Origin of the sequence: Streptomyces rectiviolaceus, assembly GCF_039533825.1 — a bacterium.
In the GTDB taxonomy this organism is placed as follows: domain Bacteria; phylum Actinomycetota; class Actinomycetes; order Streptomycetales; family Streptomycetaceae; genus Streptomyces; species Streptomyces rectiviolaceus.
This window is the reverse complement of the sequence record NZ_BAAAUG010000058.1, coordinates 3055-24237: the sequence shown is the minus strand read 5'-3', so window position 1 is coordinate 24237 and position 21183 is coordinate 3055. Positions and strand designations below refer to the sequence as shown.

Annotated in this window: 19 protein-coding genes and 1 pseudogene; 12 read left to right on the top strand and 8 right to left on the bottom strand. The window is 71.2% G+C overall.

The window, feature by feature from the left end; all coding sequences use genetic code 11:
* Window positions 1–46: 46 nt before the first annotated feature.
* The 4 genes and pseudogenes from ABD378_RS17835 to ABD378_RS17820 all read left to right on the top strand — a co-directional run.
* Window positions 47–175, top strand: a pseudogene (locus ABD378_RS17835) (amidohydrolase family protein); the annotation flags it as partial.
* A gap of 52 nt (window positions 176–227) precedes the next feature.
* Window positions 228–1394, top strand: a complete 1167-nt coding sequence (locus ABD378_RS17830; protein WP_344521919.1) for an acyl-CoA dehydrogenase family protein — start codon at window positions 228–230, stop codon at window positions 1392–1394.
* Between the two features lie 8 nt (window positions 1395–1402).
* The gene (locus tag ABD378_RS17825; RefSeq protein ID WP_344521918.1) at window positions 1403–2305 is read left to right on the top strand and encodes an acyl-CoA dehydrogenase family protein; all 903 of its coding nucleotides are present in this window, start codon (window positions 1403–1405) and stop codon (window positions 2303–2305) included.
* Between the two features lie 470 nt (window positions 2306–2775).
* Entirely contained in the window at window positions 2776–3303 is a 528-nt protein-coding gene (locus ABD378_RS17820; RefSeq protein ID WP_344521917.1) for an ATP-binding protein, read from the top strand.
* Between the two features lie 332 nt (window positions 3304–3635).
* Here the strand turns inward: ABD378_RS17820 and ABD378_RS17815 are convergent, their stop codons facing one another.
* Window positions 3636–4610, bottom strand: coding sequence for a cyclase family protein (locus ABD378_RS17815; protein WP_344521916.1), 975 nt, complete (start codon window positions 4608–4610; stop codon window positions 3636–3638).
* Between the two features lie 84 nt (window positions 4611–4694).
* Here ABD378_RS17815 and ABD378_RS17810 point away from each other — a divergent pair, with 84 nt between their 5' ends.
* The 3 genes from ABD378_RS17810 to ABD378_RS17800 are packed head-to-tail and all read left to right on the top strand — an operon-like array spanning window position 4695 to window position 7950.
* Complete coding sequence (locus ABD378_RS17810) at window positions 4695–5624, top strand: SDR family oxidoreductase (protein WP_344521915.1); 930 nt, start codon at window positions 4695–4697, stop codon at window positions 5622–5624.
* Between the two features lie 8 nt (window positions 5625–5632).
* Complete coding sequence (locus tag ABD378_RS17805; protein WP_344521914.1) at window positions 5633–6883, top strand: acyl-CoA dehydrogenase family protein; 1251 nt, start codon at window positions 5633–5635, stop codon at window positions 6881–6883.
* Entirely contained in the window at window positions 6880–7950 is a 1071-nt protein-coding gene (locus tag ABD378_RS17800) for a Zn-dependent alcohol dehydrogenase (protein WP_344521913.1), read from the top strand. Before ABD378_RS17805 ends, ABD378_RS17800 begins: the two co-directional genes overlap by 4 nt.
* A gap of 678 nt (window positions 7951–8628) precedes the next feature.
* On the opposite strand, the gene ABD378_RS17795 is transcribed toward ABD378_RS17800, so the two are convergent.
* Complete coding sequence (locus ABD378_RS17795; protein ID WP_344521912.1) at window positions 8629–9639, bottom strand: GlxA family transcriptional regulator; 1011 nt, start codon at window positions 9637–9639, stop codon at window positions 8629–8631.
* A 59-nt stretch (window positions 9640–9698) separates the two neighbouring features.
* Between ABD378_RS17795 and ABD378_RS17790 the strand changes: the two genes are divergently transcribed.
* Entirely contained in the window at window positions 9699–11015 is a 1317-nt protein-coding gene (locus tag ABD378_RS17790) for an MFS transporter (RefSeq protein ID WP_344521911.1), read from the top strand.
* On the opposite strand, the gene ABD378_RS17785 is transcribed toward ABD378_RS17790, so the two are convergent.
* The 4 genes from ABD378_RS17785 to ABD378_RS17770 all read right to left on the bottom strand — a co-directional run bounded on the left by ABD378_RS17785 (window position 11008) and on the right by ABD378_RS17770 (window position 16269).
* The gene (locus ABD378_RS17785) at window positions 11008–11622 is read right to left on the bottom strand and encodes a flavin reductase family protein (RefSeq protein WP_344521910.1); all 615 of its coding nucleotides are present in this window, start codon (window positions 11620–11622) and stop codon (window positions 11008–11010) included. The genes ABD378_RS17790 and ABD378_RS17785 overlap by 8 nt on opposite strands.
* Before the next feature lie 79 nt (window positions 11623–11701).
* On the bottom strand, window positions 11702–12523 hold the full coding sequence (locus tag ABD378_RS17780) for an enoyl-CoA hydratase/isomerase family protein (RefSeq protein WP_344521909.1): 822 nt from the start codon (window positions 12521–12523) through the stop codon (window positions 11702–11704).
* 85 nt (window positions 12524–12608) lie between these two features.
* Complete coding sequence (locus tag ABD378_RS17775) at window positions 12609–14834, bottom strand: acetate--CoA ligase family protein (protein ID WP_344521908.1); 2226 nt, start codon at window positions 14832–14834, stop codon at window positions 12609–12611.
* Window positions 14835–15108: 274 nt separating this feature from the next.
* A complete protein-coding gene (locus tag ABD378_RS17770; protein ID WP_344521907.1) occupies window positions 15109–16269 on the bottom strand; it encodes a flavin-containing monooxygenase in 1161 nt (386 codons plus the stop codon).
* A gap of 170 nt (window positions 16270–16439) precedes the next feature.
* Between ABD378_RS17770 and ABD378_RS17765 the strand changes: the two genes are divergently transcribed.
* The 3 genes from ABD378_RS17765 to ABD378_RS17755 are packed head-to-tail and all read left to right on the top strand — an operon-like array spanning window position 16440 to window position 18272.
* Entirely contained in the window at window positions 16440–16892 is a 453-nt protein-coding gene (locus ABD378_RS17765; RefSeq protein WP_344521906.1) for a DoxX family membrane protein, read from the top strand.
* Entirely contained in the window at window positions 16889–17326 is a 438-nt protein-coding gene (locus ABD378_RS17760) for a Zn-ribbon domain-containing OB-fold protein (protein WP_344521905.1), read from the top strand. The genes ABD378_RS17765 and ABD378_RS17760 overlap by 4 nt, the downstream gene beginning before the upstream one ends.
* A gap of 40 nt (window positions 17327–17366) precedes the next feature.
* Window positions 17367–18272, top strand: coding sequence for a GNAT family N-acetyltransferase (locus tag ABD378_RS17755; protein WP_344521904.1), 906 nt, complete (start codon window positions 17367–17369; stop codon window positions 18270–18272).
* 17 nt (window positions 18273–18289) lie between these two features.
* On the opposite strand, the gene ABD378_RS17750 is transcribed toward ABD378_RS17755, so the two are convergent.
* Both ABD378_RS17750 and ABD378_RS17745 read right to left on the bottom strand, forming a co-directional pair.
* Window positions 18290–18988 (bottom strand): pyridoxine/pyridoxamine 5'-phosphate oxidase, encoded by a 699-nt coding sequence (locus ABD378_RS17750; RefSeq protein ID WP_344521903.1) that lies wholly within the window; start codon window positions 18986–18988, stop codon window positions 18290–18292.
* 62 nt (window positions 18989–19050) lie between these two features.
* Window positions 19051–20277: a thiolase C-terminal domain-containing protein gene (locus ABD378_RS17745; protein WP_344521902.1), complete on the bottom strand. Its 1227-nt coding sequence runs from the start codon at window positions 20275–20277 to the stop codon at window positions 19051–19053.
* A 170-nt stretch (window positions 20278–20447) separates the two neighbouring features.
* On the opposite strand from ABD378_RS17745, the gene ABD378_RS17740 reads away from it, so the two are divergent.
* Window positions 20448–21183 (top strand): acyl-CoA dehydrogenase family protein (locus tag ABD378_RS17740; protein WP_344521901.1); only part of this gene is annotated, 736 nt, incomplete at its 3' end.

Here is a 21183-nt window from a genome sequence, read left to right as displayed (position 1 = left end):
CATCAGGTAGCCCGGAGGGACCGGAGAGATGACCGGAGGAGACACCATGACCGAGCTTCCTCGGATCGTCAGCGTCGACGACCATGTGATCGAGCCCGCGCATCTCTTCGACACCTGGCTGCCCGCCAAGTACCGCGACCGCGGCCCCAAGCCCCTGACGGCCGGTATCGGCGAACGCGGCAACGCGATCCGCATGCTGGGCCTGGACCTGGACAAGCGGGCCTGACGTGGACCTCACGTACACGGAGGAGGAGGAATCCTTCCGGGCGGGCCTGCGCGAGTGGCTGGCCCGGACGCTCCCCCAACTGCCGCCGCGGCCCGACCCGTTGGACTGGCCGGGGCGCCGCGCGTACGACATGGGGTGGCAGCGCAGGCTGTACGACGCCGGATACGCGGGCCTGCACTGGCCCGTCGACGCGGGCGGCCGGGGGGCCACTCCCACCCAGCACCTCATCTTCCTGGAGGAGACGGAGAAGGCGGGCGCGCCCTACGTAGGGGCGAACTTCGTCGGCCTGCTGCACGCCGGGCCGACCATCGCATCCGAGGGGACGGCCGAACAGCGCGCCCGGTGGCTGCCGCCGGTCCTGCGCGGCGACGAGGTGTGGTGCCAGGGGTTCAGCGAACCGGACGCCGGCTCTGACCTCGCGTCGCTGCGCACGCGCGCGTGGCGGGACGGCGACGACTACGTGGTGAGCGGGTCCAAGATCTGGACCTCGCACGCGGAGGTCGCCGACTGGTGCGAGCTCCTCGTGCGTACGACACCGGTGAGCGAGGACGTGCCCAAGCACCGCGGCATCTCGTGGCTCGCGATGCCGATGGACGGCCCCGGGATCACGGTCCGTCCGCTGCGCACGCTCGCGGGATCGACGGAGTTCGCCGAGGTGTTCCTCGACGAGGTGCGGGTGCCGGTCGCCAACCGCGTCGGCGCGGAGAACGACGGTTGGCGCGTGACCATGGTGACGCTGTCGTACGAGCGGGGGACGGCCTTCGTGGGGGAGGTCGTCGCCTGTCGCCGGGTCCTTGGGGATCTCGCCCGCGAGGCCCGCAAGAACGGGCGCTGGGACGACGCGGTGCTTCGGCGCAGGCTCGGCAGGCTGAGCGCCGAGTTCGGCGCCCTGTGGCGGCTCACGCAGTGGAACGTGAGCGAGTCGCAGCGGGCGGGCAGCGGGGTGCCGGGGGTCGGCGGTTCCGTCTTCAAGCTGCGGTACTCGCACGCCCGTCAGGAGCTGTACGAGGCGGCGGGCGAGGTCCTTGGGGCGGGCGCGCTCGACCTGGGCCACGAGTGGACCCTCGACCGGCTCTCCTCCCTCTCGTACACGATCGCCGCCGGGACCTCGCAGATCCAGCAGAACATCGTGGCCGAGCGGATCCTCGGCCTCCCGAAGGGGCGGTGAGGGGCCGGATGGACTTCCAACTCACGGAGGACCAGCGGGCGTTGAAGGCCGGGGTGCGGGAGCTCCTGGAGGGGCGGTTCGATGGAGCCGCCCTGCGGGACGCGGCGGACTCCGCGGCTCCCTCGCTGGACCGGGCCCTGTGGCGGGAGCTCGGGGACGCCGGGTTCTTCTCGCTGCGGGTGCCGGAGGAGGAGGGCGGGGTCGGACTGGGGATCCCGGAGGCCGTGTTGGCCTTCGAGGAGGCGGGGCGGGTACTGCTTCCCGGGCCGCTGGTGGCCACGTTCCTCGCGGCTCGGGACGTCACGGGCGCGGCGCAGGGGGCGACCGTGGTGACGGCTGTCTCCGGCGTCTCCGGCGTCTCTGGTGCCTCCGGTGGGCTCGTTCCCTGGCTGGACGAGGCGGATGTGGTCCGGGGGGACGTCTCCGGTGCTGTTCCGCTCCGGTCCGTCGACCCGCTGACGCCGCTGCACCGGGTGACCGGCGGCGCGGGCGAGGGCGGGGCGGCGGCCTCGGAGGCGGACCTGCTGATCGCCGCCGAGCAGCTCGGCAGCGCAGGGAAGACCTGCGAGACGGCCGTCCGGTACGCCAGGGAACGTACGCAATTCGGGCAGGCCATCGGGGCCTTCCAGGCCGTGAAGCACCTCTGCGCGCAGATGCTCGTCCGCGCCGAGGTCGCCCGCGCCGCCGTGTACGCCGCGTCCGTCACCGGTGACGGAGCGGAGATGACGGGCGCCAAGCTGCTCGCCGACGAGGCGGCGGTGCGCAACGCGCGGGACTGCCTGCAGGTGCACGGCGGCATGGGGTTCACCTGGGAAGCCGATGTGCATCTGCATCTGAAGCGGGCCTGGGTGCGGGCAGGCCTCGGGAAGTCGGCGGCTCGCGCGGAGGAGGAGCTGGCGGCGGCGCTGTGAGACCCGCGGTGAGGCCCGCGGTGAGATGCCGCTGAATTGACCTGTGGCCGATGTGCGGAGAGTGATCGACTTGTGGAGTCCCCGAAGTGGGGGGAGGCTACTGAGCGTCGATACCGGGTTGTGTCCTAGGCGTGACTCGTCACGGCACGGAGTCGGGCTTCCGCTCCGGTACCTTGTGTGAGATGCGAGTGGTTCTGAGGCCGAGCCATGCCGGTGTTGCCCCTGAGGCGGCGCCGGACCCGGCAATGCGTGCCGTTCGCAGTGCAGGAAGGGGCTGTATGCCCGCCTGTTCGACCCCCCGCAGCGCGCGTCGCACAGTATGCCGCACGCGTACTCCTTCGCGCTGGAATATGCCTGAAGCGCTTGTTGGGGTGACTGAACGTCAACCATGCTGTCTCTCAAGGGGATCACGTTCCGTGACCCCGTGGAGTCGCGAGGCGATGTGTCCGCCGGTTCGGATGGTGTGAGCGGTGCAGGTGCTTCAAGTTCAGCTGGAGGTCAGGCCCGACCCCGCCGAGGTGGGTCGGGCCCGAAGGTGGGCGCGTTCGCGGCTCGCCGGTTCCGGGATAGGGGTCGATGAGCCACTGGCCGAGACACTGATCCTGCTGATCTCGGAGCTGGTCACCAACGCGGTGGTGCACACCGGCTGTCCGGCCGTACTGCGCATGCGACTCCCTGACGCCCCCGATGTCGCCGAGGAAGCCGCGGGGATCGCGGGTCCCGCGGGAACCACGGGAACCACGGGATCGGGTCCGGGGACGGTCCGGGTCGAGGTCGCCGACTCCAGCGCGCGCCCGCCGAGGCCGCGGCACGCGGACGGCGAGGAGACCAATGGCCGGGGCCTCGAACTCGTCGACGGCCTCGCCGACCGCTGGGGCTGGCAGACCGAAGGCGCGGGCAAGAGCATCTGGTGCGAGGTGGACCGGTGCGAACCGGGGGTCGAGGCGGTCGCGTTCAACGGGACGACGTACGAGGACGTCGCGTACGAGGCGGTCTGAGCCACCGCACATCGGCACCGGGCGCCCGTATGCGCCGTCACGTGCCACGGTGCGCGGCCGTGCGCGGTCGGCGCAAAAGCGGCATAATTCATTAATCACCGGACGGGTGTTGACGTACCGTGTCCGATTGATCACGCTTGTGTGCAGCGATTCGCCGCGAGGGGACGTCGAGGGACGGTGGTCTTTGGGCCCGGTCCTCGGCGAGATGTGGGTCGCCGTTCGGCGCCGGTCCCTTCGTGGCCGCAGAGGGCAGGACTTGCGCGCCGGAGCCGGATGGCGGCGCGTGCGGCAACGCGCTCGGGGCGGGAGCCGGGGCGCCGCCATCCGAGGGCTCACAGCACAGCGACCGGGGCCACCGGCGTTCCCGTGCCGCCGATGAACGGCTCGGGCATCGCGGAGAGCAGGAAGCTGTAGCGGGAAACTTCTGCACAGGCTGTGGACAACTTTTCCAGATCCCAGTTCTGACCCTGCAACATCCCCATTTCGACCAGATCGAGCGCGTGCACGGGCAGCCAGAGGTTCTCGATCTCGGGCGGGAAGATCTCGAAGGTCAGGGTGTCGTTGGCGACCGCCGCGACATCCCGTGCGTGGAACCACTCAGGGGTGCGGACCGAGAGGCCGGGGGACGGATAGCCGTACGCGTGCTTGTCGCCCGCCAGGTAGGTCTGGATCTGTCCGGTGCGTACGAGGACGATGTCGCCGGCGCGGACGGTGAGCCCAGCGAACTCCTCGGCCTCGGCGAGGTCTTCGGGGGTGACCGCGTGGTCGCCGGGCAGCCGGTCGACGCCCTTGGCGCGGGCGACGTCGAGCAGGACGCCACGCGAGACGAGGTGCGGCACCTTGTCGATGCCGCTGAACTGGGCGCCGGTGTGGGCGGTGATGGTGTCCGCGGGGCGGCCGTTGTAGATCTTTCCCGAGTGTGAGGCGTGGGTGAGCGCGTCCCAGTGGGTGGCCGCCTGCAGGCCCATCGTGACCGCGTCGTCGCTGGTGGCGACCGTGCCGGGGCCGAAGAGCTCCTGGTTGATCTGCGCCATCGTGTGGAAGGGGTTGATCCGGCCGGGTATCAGGCCCGTCTGGACGCCGTCCTCCTTGAGGGGCAGCGCGAGCGGGATGCGCCTGCCGGAGCGAATGGTGGCGGCGGCCTCGCGGACGACCTCGTCGGTGATGAGGTTGAGCGTGCCGATCTCGTCGTCGGAACCCCAACGGCCCCAGTTGTTCACGCGTTTGGCGATGTCGTAGAACTCGGGCGGCAGGGCGGAGGCGGCGGTGCCGGTGGATGTCGCTTTTGCGGATGCCGAGTCTGACATGGGTCCTCCCCGGGGCTTGTCTTCAGGTATCTGACGGGTCATAGAATCTAACGGTCCGTCAGAAACCGCGGGAAGGGGCCGGACGTGGGGAACTTCTTGGCAGGCAAGGTGGTGGCCGTGACCGGCGCCGGGCGCGGCATCGGCAAGGCGGTCGCGCTCGCCGCGGCGGCCGAGGGGGCGAAGGTCGTCGTGAACGACTACGGCGTCTCCATGGAGGGCGCCGAACCGACCAGTGAGATAGCGGACGGCGTGGTCAAGGAGATCCAGGCGGCGGGCGGCGAGGCCGTCGCCGTCGCCGACGACATCTCGACCATGGCGGGCGGTCAGCGGATCGTGGACATCGCGCTCGCCGAGTACGGGCGCATCGACGGCGTGGTGTGCGTCGCCGGGATCCTGCGCGAGCGGATGCTCTTCAACATGTCCGAGCAGGAGTGGGACCCGGTGGTCGCCACGCACCTGAAGGGCACGTTCACCGTTTTCCGGGCCGCCTCGGCGGTCATGCGCAAGCAGGGCACGGGGACGCTGATCGGCTTCACCAGCGGCAACCACCAGGGGTCGGTCGCCCAGGCCAACTACAGCGCGGCCAAGGGCGGGATCATCTCGCTGGTGCGGAGCGCGGCGCTCGGCCTGAACAAGTACGGGGTGACCGCCAACGCGGTCGCGCCGGTGGCCAGGACCCGGATGTCCGCCAACGTGCCCATGGAGCTGAAGGAGATCGGGGAGCCGGAGGACGTGGCGGCGCTCGTCACGTATCTGCTGAGCGACCGGGCCCGGGAGGAGAAGATCACCGGGCAGGTCTATACGGTCGCGGGGCCGAAGATCGCGGTGTGGGCCCAGCCGCGGGAGCTGCGGGCCGGGTACGTCGAGGGCGGCTGGACCCCGGAGAAGATCGCCGACTTCCTGCCGGGGACGGTGGGGGTCGACCCGATGCCGATGCTGGCCCAGCTGGAGGCGATGGCGAAGGCTGCTGCCGCCAAAGACCGGCCGAACCGGCCGAACCGGCCGAACGCGTAGGCGGGGCGGTGGAGTTCGGATTCGGGGTCGAGGACGAGGAGTTCCGTGCGGAGGCGCGGGCCTGGCTCGGCGAGCACCTGACGGGGGTGTTCGCCGGGGCGGCGGGGTGGGGCGGGCCCGGCAGTGAGCACGAGGGCTCGGCGGAACGGCGGGCCTGGGAGCGGGAGTTGGGGCGGGGTGGGTGGATCGGGCTTGGGTGGGACTCGGGCTCAGGTGTGGGGGTGGGTGTGGGTGCTTATGGGAATCGGCGGGCGACGCTTACCCAGCAGGTGGTGTGGGCCGAGGAGTACGCGCGGGTGCGGGCGCCCGGACGGTACGGCCACATCGGCGAGAACCTGCTGGCCCCGACGCTCCTCGCCCACGGCACGCGGGAGCAGCAAGACGAGTTCCTGCCGCCCATCGCGCGCGGGGAGGCGCTGTGGTGTCAGGGGTACAGCGAGCCCGGAGCCGGGTCGGACCTGGCGGGGCTGCGGACGGCGGCGGTGCGGGACGGTGACGTATACCGCGTCACCGGGCAGAAGATCTGGACGTCGCTCGCGCACGAGGCGGACTGGTGCTTTGTGCTCGCGCGGACGGAGGCGGGGTCTCGTGGGCACCGGGGGATCTCGTTCCTGCTGGTGCCGATGGATCAGCCCGGGCGTATCGAAGTGCGGCCCATACGGCAGTTGACGGGGACGAGCGAGTTCAACGAAGTCTTCTTCGACGGGGCGGTCGCGCGCGCCGCGCATGTGGTGGGTGGTGCCGGGAACGGGTGGCGGGTCGCCATGGGGCTGCTCGGGTTCGAGCGGGGGGTCTCCACGCTCGTGCAGCAGATCGGGTTCGCGGAGGAGCTGGGGGGTGTTGTCCGGGAGGCGGTCTCCTCTGGGGCGGTGGCCGATCCCGTGTTGCGGGACCGGCTTGTGCGGCAGTGGGCTGAGCTGAAGGTCATGCGGTGGAACGCGCTGCGTACGTTGGGTGGCTCGGGTGGCTCGGGTGGCTCGGGTGGCTCGGGTGGGGGCGCGGGGGCGTCGAGTGTGGCCAAGCTGCTGTGGGGTGGTTGGCATCAGCGGCTGGGGGAGCTGGCCATGGGGGTGCGGGGGGCTGCGGGGGCTGTTGGTCCGGTGGACTGGAGCGAAGGTGCTCCGTACGAACTCGATGCTCTGCAGCGGCTTTTCCTCTTCACGCGGGCCGACACCATCTACGGCGGCTCGGACGAGATTCAGCGGAACATCATCGCCGAGCGTGTGCTCGGCCTGCCGAGGGAGGCGAAGGCGCGATGAGGGGTGTCGTTTTCGACAGGAGCAGGGCCGAGGGGAGCCGGGTCGAGGTCGTCGACGACCTGGAGATACGGGATCCGGGGCCGGGGGAGGTGCTGGTCGCCGTCAAGGCCGCGGGCCTGTGCCACAGCGATCTGTCGGTGATCGACGGGACCATTCCCTTCCCCTCGCCGGTGGTGCTCGGGCACGAAGGGGCGGGGGTGGTGGAGGCGGTCGGTGCGGGGGTGACGCATGTGGCGGCCGGTGATCACGTGGCGCTTTCGACCATTGCGAGCTGCGGGGTCTGCGGGGAGTGCAACCGGGGGCGGCCGACGATGTGCCGGCGGGCCATCGGGATGCCGGAGCAGCCGTTCTCGCGGGGCGGGAAGCCGATCTATCAGTTCGCGGCGAACTCCGCGTTCGCGGAACGCACGGTGGTGAAGGCCGTGCAGGCCGTGAAGATCCCGGAGGACATTCCGCTGACGTCGGCCGCGTTGATCGGGTGCGGGGTGGTGACGGGGGTCGGTGCCGCGTTGAACCGCGCGAAGGTGGACCGCGGGGACAGTGTGGTGGTGATCGGGACCGGGGGCATCGGGCTGAATGTGCTGCAGGGGGCGAGGATCGCCGGGGCGACGCGGATCGTGGCGGTGGACGCGAACCCCGAGAAGGAGGGGGTGGCGCGGCAGTTCGGGGCCACGCACTTCTATTTGTCGGCGGAGGCGGAGGGTGTGCGGGAGCTGTTGCCGACTGGGGCGGATCACGTATTCGAGTGCGTGGGTCGGGTCGAACTGATCCGCCAGGCTATCGATCTGCTGGACCGGCACGGTCAGGCGGTGCTCCTTGGGGTGCCGCCGGCCACGGCCGAGGCGTCGTTCCTGGTGTCGTCACTGTTCCTGGACAAGTCGATCCTGGGCTGCCGGTACGGGTCGGCGCGCCCGCAGAGGGACTTCGCGCTGTACGCGGAGCTGTACCGGGAGGGACGGCTCCTCCTCGACGAACTGGTGACGGAGACGTACCCGGTGGAGGACTTCGCGAAGGCGGTGGGGGATGCGGAGGCGGGGCGGGTGGCGCGGGGGGTGTTGACGTTCTGATGCGGGGTGCGGGGGCGTGTCTGTCTGTGGGGGCGGGGCCGCGCCGGTATGTCCGTCCTCGCTATCGTCCGGTGGCCGCAGGGCTACTTCGGCCCCGGAGCGCCGCGAACCGTGCTCCGGGCGGACATACCGCCACGTCCCCTTGCGTGCATTGTCGGGGGCGGCGCGTGTCCGTCGGTGGGTACGGTGCCGCGCCGGTATGTCCGTCCTCGCTATCGTCCGGTGACCGCGGGGCTACTTCGGCCCCGCAGCGCCAGGAACCGTGCTCCGGGCGGACATACCGCCACGTCCCCTCGCGTGCGCTGCCGACCGCGGGTGCGTCGCATCCCCGCTGACGACCACTGACCCACCCCGGCTTGTACGAGTCGCCCCGCTTGTACGTCCCGCACCCACCCTTGCTTGTACGTCCCGCACCCACCCTTGCTTGTACGTCCCGCACCCACCCTTGCTTGTACGTCCCGCACCCACCCTTGCCTGCACGTCCCCCACCCCCCCCGTGCAACTCCCCACCCACCCCCCCGTGTAGATCACCCACTCACCCACCGGAAACCCCCCACCCACCCTTGTCGCCGCGGGGTAATCGGGTGGGTGGGCGGGAGAGTTTGTTCGTTCAGGGTGGATGCGGGGTGAACGGGTGGGTGGGTGGGAGAGGTTGGGCGGCAGCCGGGGGTGCCTCGGTTATGGGTGGCGGGTGAAGGTTCGGCGGTAGGTGGTGGGGGTTACGCCCAGAGCTGCCTGCAAGTGCGCCCGCATGGATTGGGGTGTGCCGAAGCCTGCGGCTCGGGCGACCTGGTCGACGGAGAGGTCGCTGGACTCCAGGAGGTGGCGGGCCCGCTCGACCCGCTGCTGCGCGAGCCACTGGCCGGGGCTGATCCCCACCTCCTCGCGGAAACGGCGCGTGAAGGTGCGTACGGACATGGACTCCTGATCCGCCATGTCGCGGAGTTGGATCGGCTCGTGGAGGCGGGCAAGGGCCCAGGACCGCGCCGATGTCGTGGTCGCGAACTGGGGCTCCGGGACGGGGCGTTCGATGTACTGGGCCTGGCCGCCGTCCCGGTGCGGAGGCACCACCGTACGGCGCGCGACATCGTTGGCGACCGCCGATCCGTGGTCGCTGCGTACGACATGGAGGCAGAGGTCGATGCCCGCCGCCACACCCGCCGATGTGAGGACGTCTCCGTCGTCGATGAACAGCACCTCCGCGTCCACCGTGATCCGCGGGAAGAGGTGCTGGAAGTGCGCGGCCGACGACCAGTGCGTCGTCGCGGTGCGGCCGTCGAGGTAGCCCGCCGCCGCGAGGACGTAGCCGCCCGTGCAGATGGAGATCAGGCGCGCGCCCGGTCTGATGTGGGCGAGGGCCGAGGACAGCTCTTCGGTCAGGCGGCCCTCCTCGTAGACCGGGCCCAGTTCGTACGACGCCGGGACGACGACGGTGTCCGCAGTGGCCAGGCACTCCGGGCCGTTCTCCACGAGGATCGCGAAGTCGGCGTCTGTGCGCACCGGGCCCGGAGGGCGGACGGAGGCGGTCACGACCTCGTACAGAAGCTCGCCGTCGGCGGTTCTCGCGCGGCCGAAGATCCGCTGCGGGATGCCGAGTTCGAAGGGGATGACGCCGTCAAGGGCCAGGACCACCACGCGGTGACGGGTGGTCGGCGTCGTCCTCGGGGTGGAGCCGGTCGCTGAGGCCATGGCCCGATCCTAGCTAATGTTGTCTTTTGGGCCACTCGTTTGGGCATGGGGAGATCCCGATGCTGGTTGTCGTGACCCAGACAGACGTGAATCAGGCGGTCGAGCCGCCCCTGGAGGCGCCGAGGCGGCGTCGCCGCATCCACCGGGCGTGGTTCGTCGCCGCCGTGACCTTCGTGACGATCATCGGTGCCGCGGCGTTCCGGTCCCTGCCGGGCCTGCTCATCGATCCGCTGCACGAGGAGTTCGACTGGTCGCGCGGCACGATCGGCCTCGCCGTCTCCATCAATCTCGCGCTCTACGGGCTCACCGCGCCGTTCGCCGCCGCGCTGATGGACCGCTTCGGCATCCGGAGGGTGGTGGCCGTCGCTCTCGTCGTGATCGCGTTGGGGTCCGGGCTCACCGTGTGGATGGAGTCCGCCTGGCAGCTGCTGCTGTGCTGGGGGCTGCTCGTCGGGCTCGGCTCGGGGTCCATGGCGCTCGCCTTCGCCGCCACCGTCACCAACCGCTGGTTCACCACCCGGCGCGGACTCGTCACCGGCATCCTGACGGCGGCCTCCGCCTCCGGGCAGCTGATCTTCCTGCCGGTGCTCTCCTGGATGGTGGAGACGTACAAGTGGCGGCCCGCCGCGGTGACCGTCGCCCTGGCGGCGCTCGTCGTCGTCCCGTTCGTGTGGCTGCTGCTGCGCGACCACCCGGCGGACGTGGGCCTGAAGCCGTACGGCTCCGAGGAGTTCGTGGAGAAGCCGCCGCCCGCCACGGGCGCCGCGCGGCGCGCGGTCACCGTGCTCTTCAAGGCGGCCCGCACCGGCCCGTTCTGGCTGCTCGCCGGGACCTTCGCCATCTGCGGCGCCTCGACGAACGGGCTCATCCAGACGCACTTCGTGCCCGCCGCGCACGACGAACACATGCCGGTCAGGGTGGCCGCCTCGCTGCTCGCCGTCATCGGCGTCTTCGACGTCGTGGGCACGATCGCGTCCGGCTGGTTCACGGACCGCTACGACGCAAGACGGCTGCTCGCCATCTACTACGCGCTGCGCGGCGTCTCGCTGCTCTTCCTGCCGCTGCTGCTCGACGCGGCCGTGCACCCACCGATGATCTTCTTCATCGTCTTCTACGGCCTCGACTGGGTGGCGACCGTACCGCCGACCATGGCCCTCTGCCGCGAGCAGTACGGCGATGACAGCGCCATCGTCTTCGGCTGGGTGCTCGCATCGCACCAGGTGGGTGCCGCGCTGGTGGCCGTCATCGGCGGTGTCGTGCGGGACACCTTCGGGTCGTACGACGTGATGTGGATCGCCTCGGGGGCGCTGTGCGCGGCGGCGGCGCTGATGGCTCTGGTCATCCGGAGGGTCGGTGACGAGGAGACCGTCAGGTAGCGAACCTGCCGAACTTGCCCCGGTGGAAGAGGAGCGGTTCGCCGTCGTCGGTGGCGCCCAGGGCGTCCACGCGGCCGACCACGATCAGGTGGTCGCCCCCGGTGTGCACCGCCTGGATCGTGCAGTCGATCCAGGCCGGTACGCCGGCCAGGCGGGGTGAGCCGGTGACGGGCGCGGCGTCGTACACGACACCGGCGAACTTGTCGGCGCCGCTCACCGCGAAGCCGCGGCACAGCGCGCCCTGGTCGGCGCCCAGGACGTTGACGCAGAAGACGCCCGCGCGCGCGATGCGCGGCCACGTCGTCGACGTACGCGCGACCATGAAGGAGACCAGGGGCGGGTCGAGGGAGAGCGAGGAGAAGGACTGGCAGGCGAACCCGGCCGGGGCTTCCTCGCCTTCGGACGCCGGTGCCGTCACCACGGTCACGCCGGTCGCGAAGTTCCCAAGGACCCGGCGGAACTCGCCCGCGTCAAGCGGCGCCCGCTCGTCCTCACCGACCGCCCGCAGCTGCGGGCGCGGAAGGGCTTCGACCGGGCCGGTGGTGGTCGGAGCGCCGACCGACCTGAGGTATCGGACGGCCGTGGCCGCCATCCCTGCATGTCCCATCACATCAACCATTGAAGCTGACGGGGCGTCAGATTGGAAGGGTGCGGAGGCAACAGGCCGACCGTCAACAGGTCGGCCGTCAGCGGCCCTCGTACGAAGGTGAACGGCGCTCCACGAAGCTGGCCACGCCCTCGTTCGCGTCCGCCGTCGTCATGTTGATCTCCTGCGCCGCGGCCTCCGCGGCGAAGGCCGCCGCGCGGTCCGATTCGAGGGACGCGTTGACCAGTTGCTTGGTCATGGCGATGGCGCGGGTCGGCCCGGCGGCAAGGCGTTCCGCCCAGGCGCGGGCCGTCTTCTCCAGTTCGTCGGCGGGTACGACGCGATTGACGAGCCCGAGCCGTTCGGCGTCCGCGGCCGGCACGGAGTCCCCGAAGAACATCAGCTCCTTGGCCCGCTGCGGCCCGATGAGGCGCGGCAGCAGATAGGCCCCGCCACCGTCCGGCACCAGGCCCCTGCGCACGAACACCTCGATGAACTTGGCCTGTTCGGCGGCGATGACGAGATCGCAGGCGAGCGCGAGATGCGCGCCGATCCCGGCAGCGGTCCCGTTCACCGCGGCGATCACCGGCTTCTCGCAGTCCAGGACGGCGGCGATCAGGCGCTGGGCGCCGAGCTTGATCGTGCGGGCCACGTCGCCGGGAACGCGCTCGGCGGTGGCGGGGGCTCCGCGCAGGTCGGCGCCCGCGCAGAAACCCTTGCCGGACGCGGTGATCACGACGGCGCGGATGCCGGGGTCGGCTGAGGCTTCGGCGAGCAGCGATATGACGCGTTCGCGCTGGTCCCAGGTGACGGCGTTCATGGCTTCGGGCCGATTGAGGGTGATCCACGAGACGGCGTTGTCAGTGGCGTGGAGTACCAATGAGTCGAGGGGATCAGTTCCGGCTTCGGGGGAGGGTGTCATGCGGCTGCGCACTCCATTTCGCTGCGGGGTACTCGGGTGGGTGGGCGGGAGAGATTCGCCGCGAAGCGGCGTCTTGAAAACCAACTCACCGGCAGACGGCCAAGGCATCCAGCGCAACCGCCCCCTGCCCCCGGGGCAACACCATCAGGGGGTTGATATCCAGCTCCGCCAGCTCATCACCAAGCTCAAGAGCCATCCTCTGCACCCGCAGCACGACCTCGACGAGCGCGTCGACGTCAGCGGGAGGCGCCCCCCGAACCCCGTCAAGCAACGCACGCCCCCGCAGCTCGGAGAGCATCGCCAGCGCCTGATCCTCCCCGAAGGGCGGCACCCGCACGGCCACGTCCCGCAGGACCTCGACAAGCACACCGCCGAGCCCGACAGTCACCGTCGGCCCGAACAGCTCGTCCTGGGTGACCCCGACCACCATCTCGACGCCCCGCTCCACCATCTGGCAGACCAGTACGCCGTCCAGCGCGATCCCTTCGTACCGGGCGATGTCGGTCAGCTCCCGATAGGCGTCACGCACCTGACTGGCCGAGGTCAACCCGACCTTCACCAGGCCCAGTTCACTCTTGTGGGCAAGCCGCGCCCCGGACGCCTTCATCACCACGGGATAGCCGACGAGCCCGGCCGCCCGCACGGCAGCCGCCGCACTGGTCACCAACTGCTCGCGCGGTACGCGAATCCCGTACGCGCGCAGCAACTGCTTCGCCGCGTGCTCGCTCAGCTGCTGGCCGGACCGCATCAGGGCCTGGGCCTTGCGGAAGGACGGCGAGGCCGTGCGGGGCGCATCGGCGAAGGGGGAGCGGTAGCGGGTCGTGAACCGGTGGTGGTCCAGATAGGCGCGCACCGCCGTGATGCAGTTGGCGAAGGTGCGGAAGGTGGCCACGCGCGACGAGCCGAGCAGTGTCGTGCGGTAGGCATCCTCGGTGCCGACGGGCGAGCCCCACACCACGCACACCAGCTTGTCCGTCTGCTCCGCCGCGTCCACCAGGTCCTGCGCCAGCTTGTCGCTCATCGGGGGGAAGGGACCGGTGATGGGGCAGATCAGCACCCCCACCTCCGGATCGTCCAGGATCGCGTCGATGATCTTCCGGCCGCGCCAGTCGCCCACCGGATGGCCGCCGTTGTCGACGGGATTGGCGACGTTCAGGTAGTCCGGTATCCACTGGTGCAGTTCCGCCTGCTTGGTGTCCGAGAGGGCGGGGAGCCGCAGCCCCGCCTCGGTCGCCAGGTCCGAGAAGTGCGCGCCCGTGCCGCCCGAGATCGAATAGACGACGACGCCCTCGGCCCGCGGCGGCCTCGCGCGCGCCAACAGGGCGGAGGTGTCCTGGAGTTCGTCGAGCCCGTCCACGCGGATCACGCCGTACTGCCGCATCGCCGCGTCGACGACCGTGTCGGCGCCGGTGAGCTTGCCGGTATGTGAGGCGGCCATGCGGGCGCCGGTCTCGGTGCGGCCGACCTTGACCGCGACGACGGGCACACCGCGCTGGGCGGCGCGGTCGGCGGCGAGCAGGAAGGAGCGGCCGTCCTTGAGCCCCTCGACGTAACAGGCGATGGCTCCGACCTCGGGGCGTTCGGCGAAGTAGGAGATGAAGTCGGAGGTCTCCAGGTCTGCTTCGTTGCCGGTGGGCGCCCAGTGCGAGAGGCGTACGCCGATCTCCTGCATCGTGAAGACGGGGCGGCCCTGGTGGCCGGACTGGGTGATCAGGGCGATCGCCGGTCCTTCGAGGTCGTCGCGGAACTTCTCGAAGGCGTTGAGGTTGGTGTTGGGCCCGAGCAGCCGTAGCCCCGAGCGCTCCACGGCGGCGGCCAGACGGGCCTGGGCCGCCGCGCCCTCCTCGCCGGTCTCGGCGAATCCGGAGGCGAAGGCGACGGCGAACTTCACCTTGGACTCGGCCAGTTCCTCGATCACGGGAAGGGGGTCACTGACGAGGAGTACGGCCAGATCGACCTGTTCCGGCAGGTCCGCGACGGAGGGGAAGCAGGGTGTGCCGAAGACGGACTGCCGGGTGGGGTGCACGGGGTGCAGCCGGGCGCCGCACCGCTCGGCCCAGTCCATGAGCTGGCGCGTGATGCCGGTGTTCGGCCGCCCATCGGCGTCCGAAGCGCCGATGACGGCGACGGACTCGGGGCGGAAGAACCGGTCCAGGTCCGGTACGTCGGCGTACAGGGGGCGTCCGCTGACGTCCAGGTCGTCCGCCGTGGCGGCCTGTCCGTGGACGGCGGGTGCCGGGGCTTCGCCGCAGGCCACGACACGCGCGCGGCGGGGGTCGGTGGTGAAGGTGCCGTAAGTCGATCCAAGCATCGGTCCGCCCCGCTCCTGTGTGACAGCAACTCAACTGACGCTCAGTCAGATTACTGAACTGACGCTGTGTCAGGAACAGTGCTGCACGAAGAGTTGGGGCGGCCCTTTAGCCGTACCCAGGTGCCCTGGGGGGCTACTCCCCCTCCGGGGGCGGGGGTGCCGGGAGGGGGCAGTATCGGCCACTGGGGGTTTTGTGAAGGGTTGTGGGGTGGGTGCGGGGCCGTTCTGGCTGGTCGCGCAGTTCCCCGCGCCCCTTTGGGGCGCTCCCCCGGGCTCAGCGGCCCGCCACCGCCTTCGCGATCTTCTCCGCGTCCCGTGCCATCTCGCGCAGCATTCCGCTGATGGGGTTCGTGAACCCGGTGAAATAGAGGTCGGGGGCCGACTTCGAGGTGCGGGCGCCGCGGACGAGCGGGGTGCCCTTCTCGTCGAGTACGCCGAGGTCGCCGATGAGCGGTTCCAGGGCGCGGCGGTAGCCCGTGGCCGCGATGACCACGTCGGGGCCGATCAGCGTGCCGTCGGCCAGGACGACCTTGCCGTCCTCGAAGGACTGGACGGCCGCGACCGGTTCGACCCGCCCCTTGCGCACCGCGTCGATCAGGCCCACGTCCTGCACCGGGATCGCGCCCTCGTTGACCCGGGAGTACAGGCCCGTGCCGGGGCGGGGCAGCCCCTGTGCGGACAGGTCGGGGACGCTCACCTTGGCGAGCGGGCCCGCGAGACGGTCCACGAGCGGGACGGGCAGCCTGCGGCAGAGGATGCCCGTGCGCTGCGCGGGCCAGCCCGCCGTGGAGCGGCGGACGATGTGCGGCGGGGTGCGCACCGCGAGGCGGACGCGGGCGGCGCCGCCATCGACGAGGTCGACGGCGATCTCGGCGCCGGTGTTGCCGACGCCCACGACCAGGACGTCCTTGCCCTCGTAGGGGCGCGGGTCGCGGTAGTCGCTCGCGTGCAGGAGCTCGCCCGCGTACGTGTCGCGGCCGGGCCAGTCAGGCAGGTGGGGCGTGTGGTTGTAGCCGGTGGCGATCACGACCGCGCTGCCGGTCAACTCCCGGCCGCCGGTGGCGTGCAGCAGCCAGCCGGTGCCGTCGGCCGCGCGCTCGAGGCGGGAGACCTCGACGCCGGTGACGATCTCCAGCTGGTGGAATTCGGCGTACTTCTCCAGGTAGCGGAGCACGTTGTCACGTGACACCCACCGTCCGAAGGAGCGCGGTATCGCGAGGCCGGGCAGTGCGGAGAGGCGGCGCGTCGTGTGCAGCCGCAGGCGGTCGTAGTGCGTGCGCCAGGAGGCGCCGACCCCGTCGGACTTCTCGAGCACGACCGCGCGTACGCCGCGGGCACGCAGCGCGGCCGCGGCGGAGAGCCCGCCGGGTCCGCCGCCGACGACGTACACGGGGCGGTCTTGCTGTGGCGTTTGTGGGGGAGTGGTGTCGGCCATGAACCTGAGAGTAATCACGTGGTCACTTGATGGGGGACGGTCAAGCCCCAAACCGGTTGCGAATTGATCACGGGCGCCTCTTGCGCGCGAGTCGGGCATGCGCTGAACTGACGTACCGTCAGAAAGCTGTAGCCGCAGCCCCGGAGACCCGGAGTGGGAGAGACCGCCGCATGGACACGATCTGGCTCACCGGCGCCGAATGGCTCGCCGTGCTCCGCATAGGCCTCGGCCTGTGGTGGCTGGAGAGCTGGCGGCACAAGGACAAGAAGGGCTGGTTCGAGCGGGGCACGGGGATCGCCTGGGCGGCGGACGTGGCCGGAAAGCACAAGTGGAACGCGGTCCGCAGCGGCTTCACCACGGTGGTCGCGCCCCGCCCCAAGACCATGGCGTACGTCGTCGTCTACGCCGAACTCGCCCTGGGGCTCGGCCTGATCGTCGGCTTCCTGACCCCGATCGCGCTGATCGGCGGCCTGCTGCTCAATCTCCTCTACCTCGTCCTCATGATCCACGACTGGGCCGAGCAGGGGCAGAACGCGATGATGGCGCTGATCTCGCTCGTCGCGCTGTTCGCCATGTCCTGGCAGGCCTGGTCCCTGGACAACGCGATGGGACTGTTCCTGTGAGCACTTCGAGCACCGGGAGCCCGCGCTTCGACCTCCCCGGGCCCGACGCCTTCACCCGCCCCTACTGGGACGCGGCGGCCGAGGGACACCTCCTGATCCGGCGCTGCGGGGGCTGCGGCAAGGCGCACCACTACCCGCGCGAGTTCTGCCCGCACTGCTGGAGCGAGGAGGGCGGCTGGGAGCGGGCGAGCGGCCACGCCACGCTCTACACCTGGTCCGTGGTGCACCGGAACGACCTGCCGCCGTTCGGCTCCCGCGTCCCGTACACAGCGGCGGTCGTCGACCTCGCCGAAGGCCCGCGCATGATGACGGAGATCGTCGACTGCGAGGAGGGCGAGCTGCGGATCGGGATGGCGCTTGAGGTGGCGTTCCGCGAGGCGGGGGACCAGGAGGGGGCGGGTGTGACCGTGCCGGTCTTCCGGCGGGCGTCATAATCCGTTTCTGCCGAGGGCGGGTCGCGGGGGATCATGGCCCATGGCTTCCTCCCCGTCTCCCGGCTGGCAGTTGACCTCCGACCTCGACGAGTTCCACTCCCGCGCGGCGGCCTTCCTGCACTCGGCGCCCGCCCTGCACACCGCGCTGCTCAGCGTCACCGACATGCTGCGTACGCGTGGGCTCCATGTGTACGGGGAGGAAGACCCCCTCTTCGGAATCCGCACCGACGGCGATGGCGCGCACGGTGACGGCGCGCACGGTGACGGCGCCGTGAGCGGTGCCTTCGTGTGGACCCCGCCGCACTTCCTCGCACTGAGCCCGCTCACCGACGACGGCGCCGCCGACGAGCTCGCCGGTGTGCTCGCCGACGCAGGCCTCGAGCCGCCCGGTGTCGGCGCCGAGAGCGCCACCGCAGCCACGTTCGCGACCGCCTGGCAGCGGCGGACGAACGCCACCGCGACCGTCAGCTTCCCCCAGCGGCTGTACCGCCTGGGCACCCTCACCCCACCCGAGCACTCACCGGCCGGCGGCGCGCGCGTCGCCACCGTCGCTGACCGGGCGCTGCTCGCGCGCTGGCACGGGGAGTTCCACGAGGCCATCGGAGAGAAGGGCGCGATGGACGCCGGCGAGTGGGCCGATGCCCGTATCGCCTACGGAGGCGCCACCCTCTGGGAGGCCCCCGACGGCACCCCGGTCGCCATGGCGGGCAACACCCGCCAGGTCGCGGGCCAGGTCCGCATCGCCCCCGTCTACACCCCCACCGGCCTGCGCGGGCGGGGCTACGCGGGCGCGGTCACCGTCGCGGTGAGCCGCGCCGCGCTTGCGACGAGCGCGGACGAGGTGCTGCTCTTCACCGACGTCGACAACCTCACGAGCAACGAGCTTTATCAGCGGATCGGGTTCCGTCCGGTGCGGGACTTCACGCAGTACAGATTTTCCCGCTGACTCTTACGCGGTGACCCTCACGGCCACAGCAATTCCTTGGCCCAGCTCCCGTCCGTCTCCCTCCGGTACCGCAGCCGCACATGCCGGCGTCGCGCGTCGCCCTGGAAGAACTCGACCTCCGCCGGTTCGAGTACGTACAGGGTCCAGCTCGGCGCCGGGGCGTCCGGATCCGCCTGCGCGTGCTCCCAGGCGGCCTGGCTCGCGGCCACCAGGTCCCCGTACGACGGCAGCACTTCGCTCTGCCTGCCGACCAGTGCCGACGCCAGTGCCCCGGGCGAACGGCGTGCGAGGTCGGCGCGGCTCTCGGTGGCGCTCGCCGTCGTGACCCGGCCCCGCACCCGGACCTGGCGGCCCTGCACGGGCCAGTAGAAGCCGAGCGCGGCCTCGGGGCGTGCCGCGAGCTGGCGGCCCTTCGCGCTGCCCGAGTGCGAGCCGAAGTGCCATCCTGCGGCGTCCGCGTCGTGCAGCATCAGCGTCCGTACGTCGGGGCGGCCGGACTCGTCCGCCGTGGCCAGGCTCATCGTGTGCGGCTCCACCTGGCCCGCCTCGGCCACGTCCACGAACCACTGCCAGAACAGGGGGAGCGGGTCGGCGGGGGCCGTCGCCGGGTCGAAGGCGGGCAGTTCCGTGTCCCAGACGCGGAGGGAGCGGAGGAGGGCGCGGCCGTGCGCGGTGTCGTCAGGCCTGGAGTCGGTGTCGGTGTCGGAGTCGTCCATCCGGCGAATCTACGTGAGTTGCCGCCGCGGACGACGGAGAGTCGCCGTCCCGGAAGGTTCCCTCACCCCCGGCCGAGGACCACCGTCCCCGACGAGCAGAACCACCCTCCCGTTCCCGACGCCACCGCCACCTCCGGGAGTCTGCCGCCCGCCTTGCGCACCTGGCGGGCATCGCCTGCCTCGCCGCGCAGCTGTCGTACCGCCTCCACCAGCAGGAAAAGGCCTCGCATTCCCGGGTGTTGGGCCGAGAGGCCGCCGCCGTCCGTGTTCGTCGGCAGTTCGCCGTCCCGCAGCAGGCGGCCCTTCTCCACGAACGCGCCGCCCTCGCCCTTCGCGCAGAAACCCAGGTCCTCCAAGGTCACCAGGGTCATGTAAGTGAAAGCGTCGTAGATCTCCGCCACGTCCACGTCCTCGGGGCGGATCCCCGCCCGCTCGAACGCCAGGCGGCCGCTCACCGCCGCCGGGGAGACCGTGAAGTCCTCCCACTCCGACATCGTCGTGTGCGAGACGTGCTCGCCCGTGCCGAGCACCCAGACCGGTGTCGACGCGCAGTCGGCCACGTACTCCTCCGCCGCGAGGAGCACCGCGCATCCGCCGTCGGACCGTATGCAGCAGTGCAGCTTGGTGAACGGGTCCGCGATCATCGGGCCGCCGAGCACCTCGTCGACCGTGATCGGGTCGCGGTACATCGCGTCGGGGTTGGTCGCGGCGTTCGCCCGTGCCTGGACCGCCACGGAGGCCAGCTGTTCGAGCGTCGTGCCGTACTCGTGCATGTGGCGGCGCGCGGCCATCGCGTACTTGGAGATCAGGGAGTGGCCGTACGGGACCTCGAACTGGAGGGGCCCGCGCGCGCCGAACGACAGGTTCGACGTGCGTCGTCCCGCCTTGATGTCGGCCCTCGCCGTCGAGCCGTACACGAGAAGTACGGCGTTGGCCCGCCCCGCCGCGATGGCGTCCGCCGCGTGGGCCGCCATGACCTCCCAGGTGGAGCCGCCGACGGAGGTGGAGTCGACCCAGCGTGGCTTCAGGCCGAGGTACTCGGCGACCTCGACCGGGGCGAGCGTGCCCAGGCCCGCAGACGCGATTCCGTCGATGACCTCACGGCCGAGGCCCGAGTCGGCGAGGGCGCGGCGGGCCGCCTGGGCGTGCAGGGCGTAGGGGGTGGCCTCGTCGACGCGGCCGCAGTCGGAGAGGGATATGCCGACGGCGGCCACCTTGCGCGGGCGGGTCGCCGCCGCGCCCGCACCGGCCGACGCCTCACGGGGGCTGAGGGGAAGGGGAGTTGGCATGAATCTGACGGTACATCAGATATGGCTCACCCAGGGAGGTGTTCCATGTCGTCGCGGGCCTGTGCATCTGGCGGGCGCCGTCTTAGCATGACGGCCCGTCAGATCTGGGTCGGCCCGCCCTCGTGCACGACGCCGAGGACCCGGCCGCGACCCGGGGGAGGAGCCCGCCGATGGACGCCGCCTTCACCGCGGAGCAGGAAGAAATCCGCCGCACCCTTCGTGAGCTCGTCACCAAACGCTGCGGTCCGGACGAGGTGAAGGCCGCGGTCCGCACCCCCGCCGGACACGACGCCGCCCTCTGGTCCGCCCTCGCCGAACAGCTCGGCCTGCCCGGCATCGCGATCCCCGAGGCGTACGGCGGAGTGGGGTGCGGCTCGGCGGAACTCGCCCTCAGCAGCGAGGAGCTTGGCCGCGCCCTCGCCCCCTCGCCCCTCTTCGCCACCGCGGCGCTTGTCGCCCCGCTCCTCCAGCGCCTTGGCACCGACGAGCAGCGCACGGAGCTGCTGCCCCGCATCGCGGCGGGACATCTCACCGCCGCGCTCGCCGTGCCCGGCACCGGGCTCGCCACCGCGCTCGGCCTCGTCGGCGACAACCTCGGCGACTGGTCGGGCGGCGGTCGCGCGGGCGGGGTGCAGGCCAAGCTGTCGGACGGTGTCTGGCGGCTTTACGGCCAGGCCGAGCAGGTCCTCGACGGGCACAGCGCGGGGCTGCTCGTCGTGGCCGCGCACACGGGGGGCTTCGCCCGCTCTCGTACGCTCCTCTACCTCGTGCGTGAGGGGGCCGCCGGGCTCGTACGGACCCGGCAGACCTCCCTCGACGAGACCCGGCCGCAGGCGCGCGTCGAACTGCGCGACGTGGAGGCCGAGTTGCTCGGCGCCGCCGACGACGCCGATGTGCCGGGCGCGC

Excerpts from the sequence above, each read along its gene's own strand:
- ABD378_RS17825 (WP_344521918.1), top strand. The coding sequence starts at position 1,403 with ATGGACTTCCAACTCACGGAGGACCAGCGGGCGTTGAAGGCCGGGGTG.
- ABD378_RS17815 (WP_344521916.1), bottom strand. The coding sequence starts at position 4,610 with ATGTCAGACTCGGCATCCGCAAAAGCGACATCCACCGGCACCGCCGCC.
- ABD378_RS17800 (WP_344521913.1), top strand. The coding sequence starts at position 6,880 with ATGAGGGGTGTCGTTTTCGACAGGAGCAGGGCCGAGGGGAGCCGGGTC.
- ABD378_RS17795 (WP_344521912.1), bottom strand. The coding sequence starts at position 9,639 with ATGGCCTCAGCGACCGGCTCCACCCCGAGGACGACGCCGACCACCCGT.
- ABD378_RS17790 (WP_344521911.1), top strand. The coding sequence starts at position 9,699 with ATGCTGGTTGTCGTGACCCAGACAGACGTGAATCAGGCGGTCGAGCCG.
- ABD378_RS17785 (WP_344521910.1), bottom strand. The coding sequence starts at position 11,622 with ATGGGACATGCAGGGATGGCGGCCACGGCCGTCCGATACCTCAGGTCG.
- ABD378_RS17780 (WP_344521909.1), bottom strand. The coding sequence starts at position 12,523 with ATGACACCCTCCCCCGAAGCCGGAACTGATCCCCTCGACTCATTGGTA.
- ABD378_RS17775 (WP_344521908.1), bottom strand. The coding sequence starts at position 14,834 with ATGCTTGGATCGACTTACGGCACCTTCACCACCGACCCCCGCCGCGCG.
- ABD378_RS17770 (WP_344521907.1), bottom strand. The coding sequence starts at position 16,269 with ATGGCCGACACCACTCCCCCACAAACGCCACAGCAAGACCGCCCCGTG.
- ABD378_RS17765 (WP_344521906.1), top strand. The coding sequence starts at position 16,440 with ATGGACACGATCTGGCTCACCGGCGCCGAATGGCTCGCCGTGCTCCGC.
- ABD378_RS17755 (WP_344521904.1), top strand. The coding sequence starts at position 17,367 with ATGGCTTCCTCCCCGTCTCCCGGCTGGCAGTTGACCTCCGACCTCGAC.
- ABD378_RS17750 (WP_344521903.1), bottom strand. The coding sequence starts at position 18,988 with ATGGACGACTCCGACACCGACACCGACTCCAGGCCTGACGACACCGCG.
- ABD378_RS17745 (WP_344521902.1), bottom strand. The coding sequence starts at position 20,277 with ATGCCAACTCCCCTTCCCCTCAGCCCCCGTGAGGCGTCGGCCGGTGCG.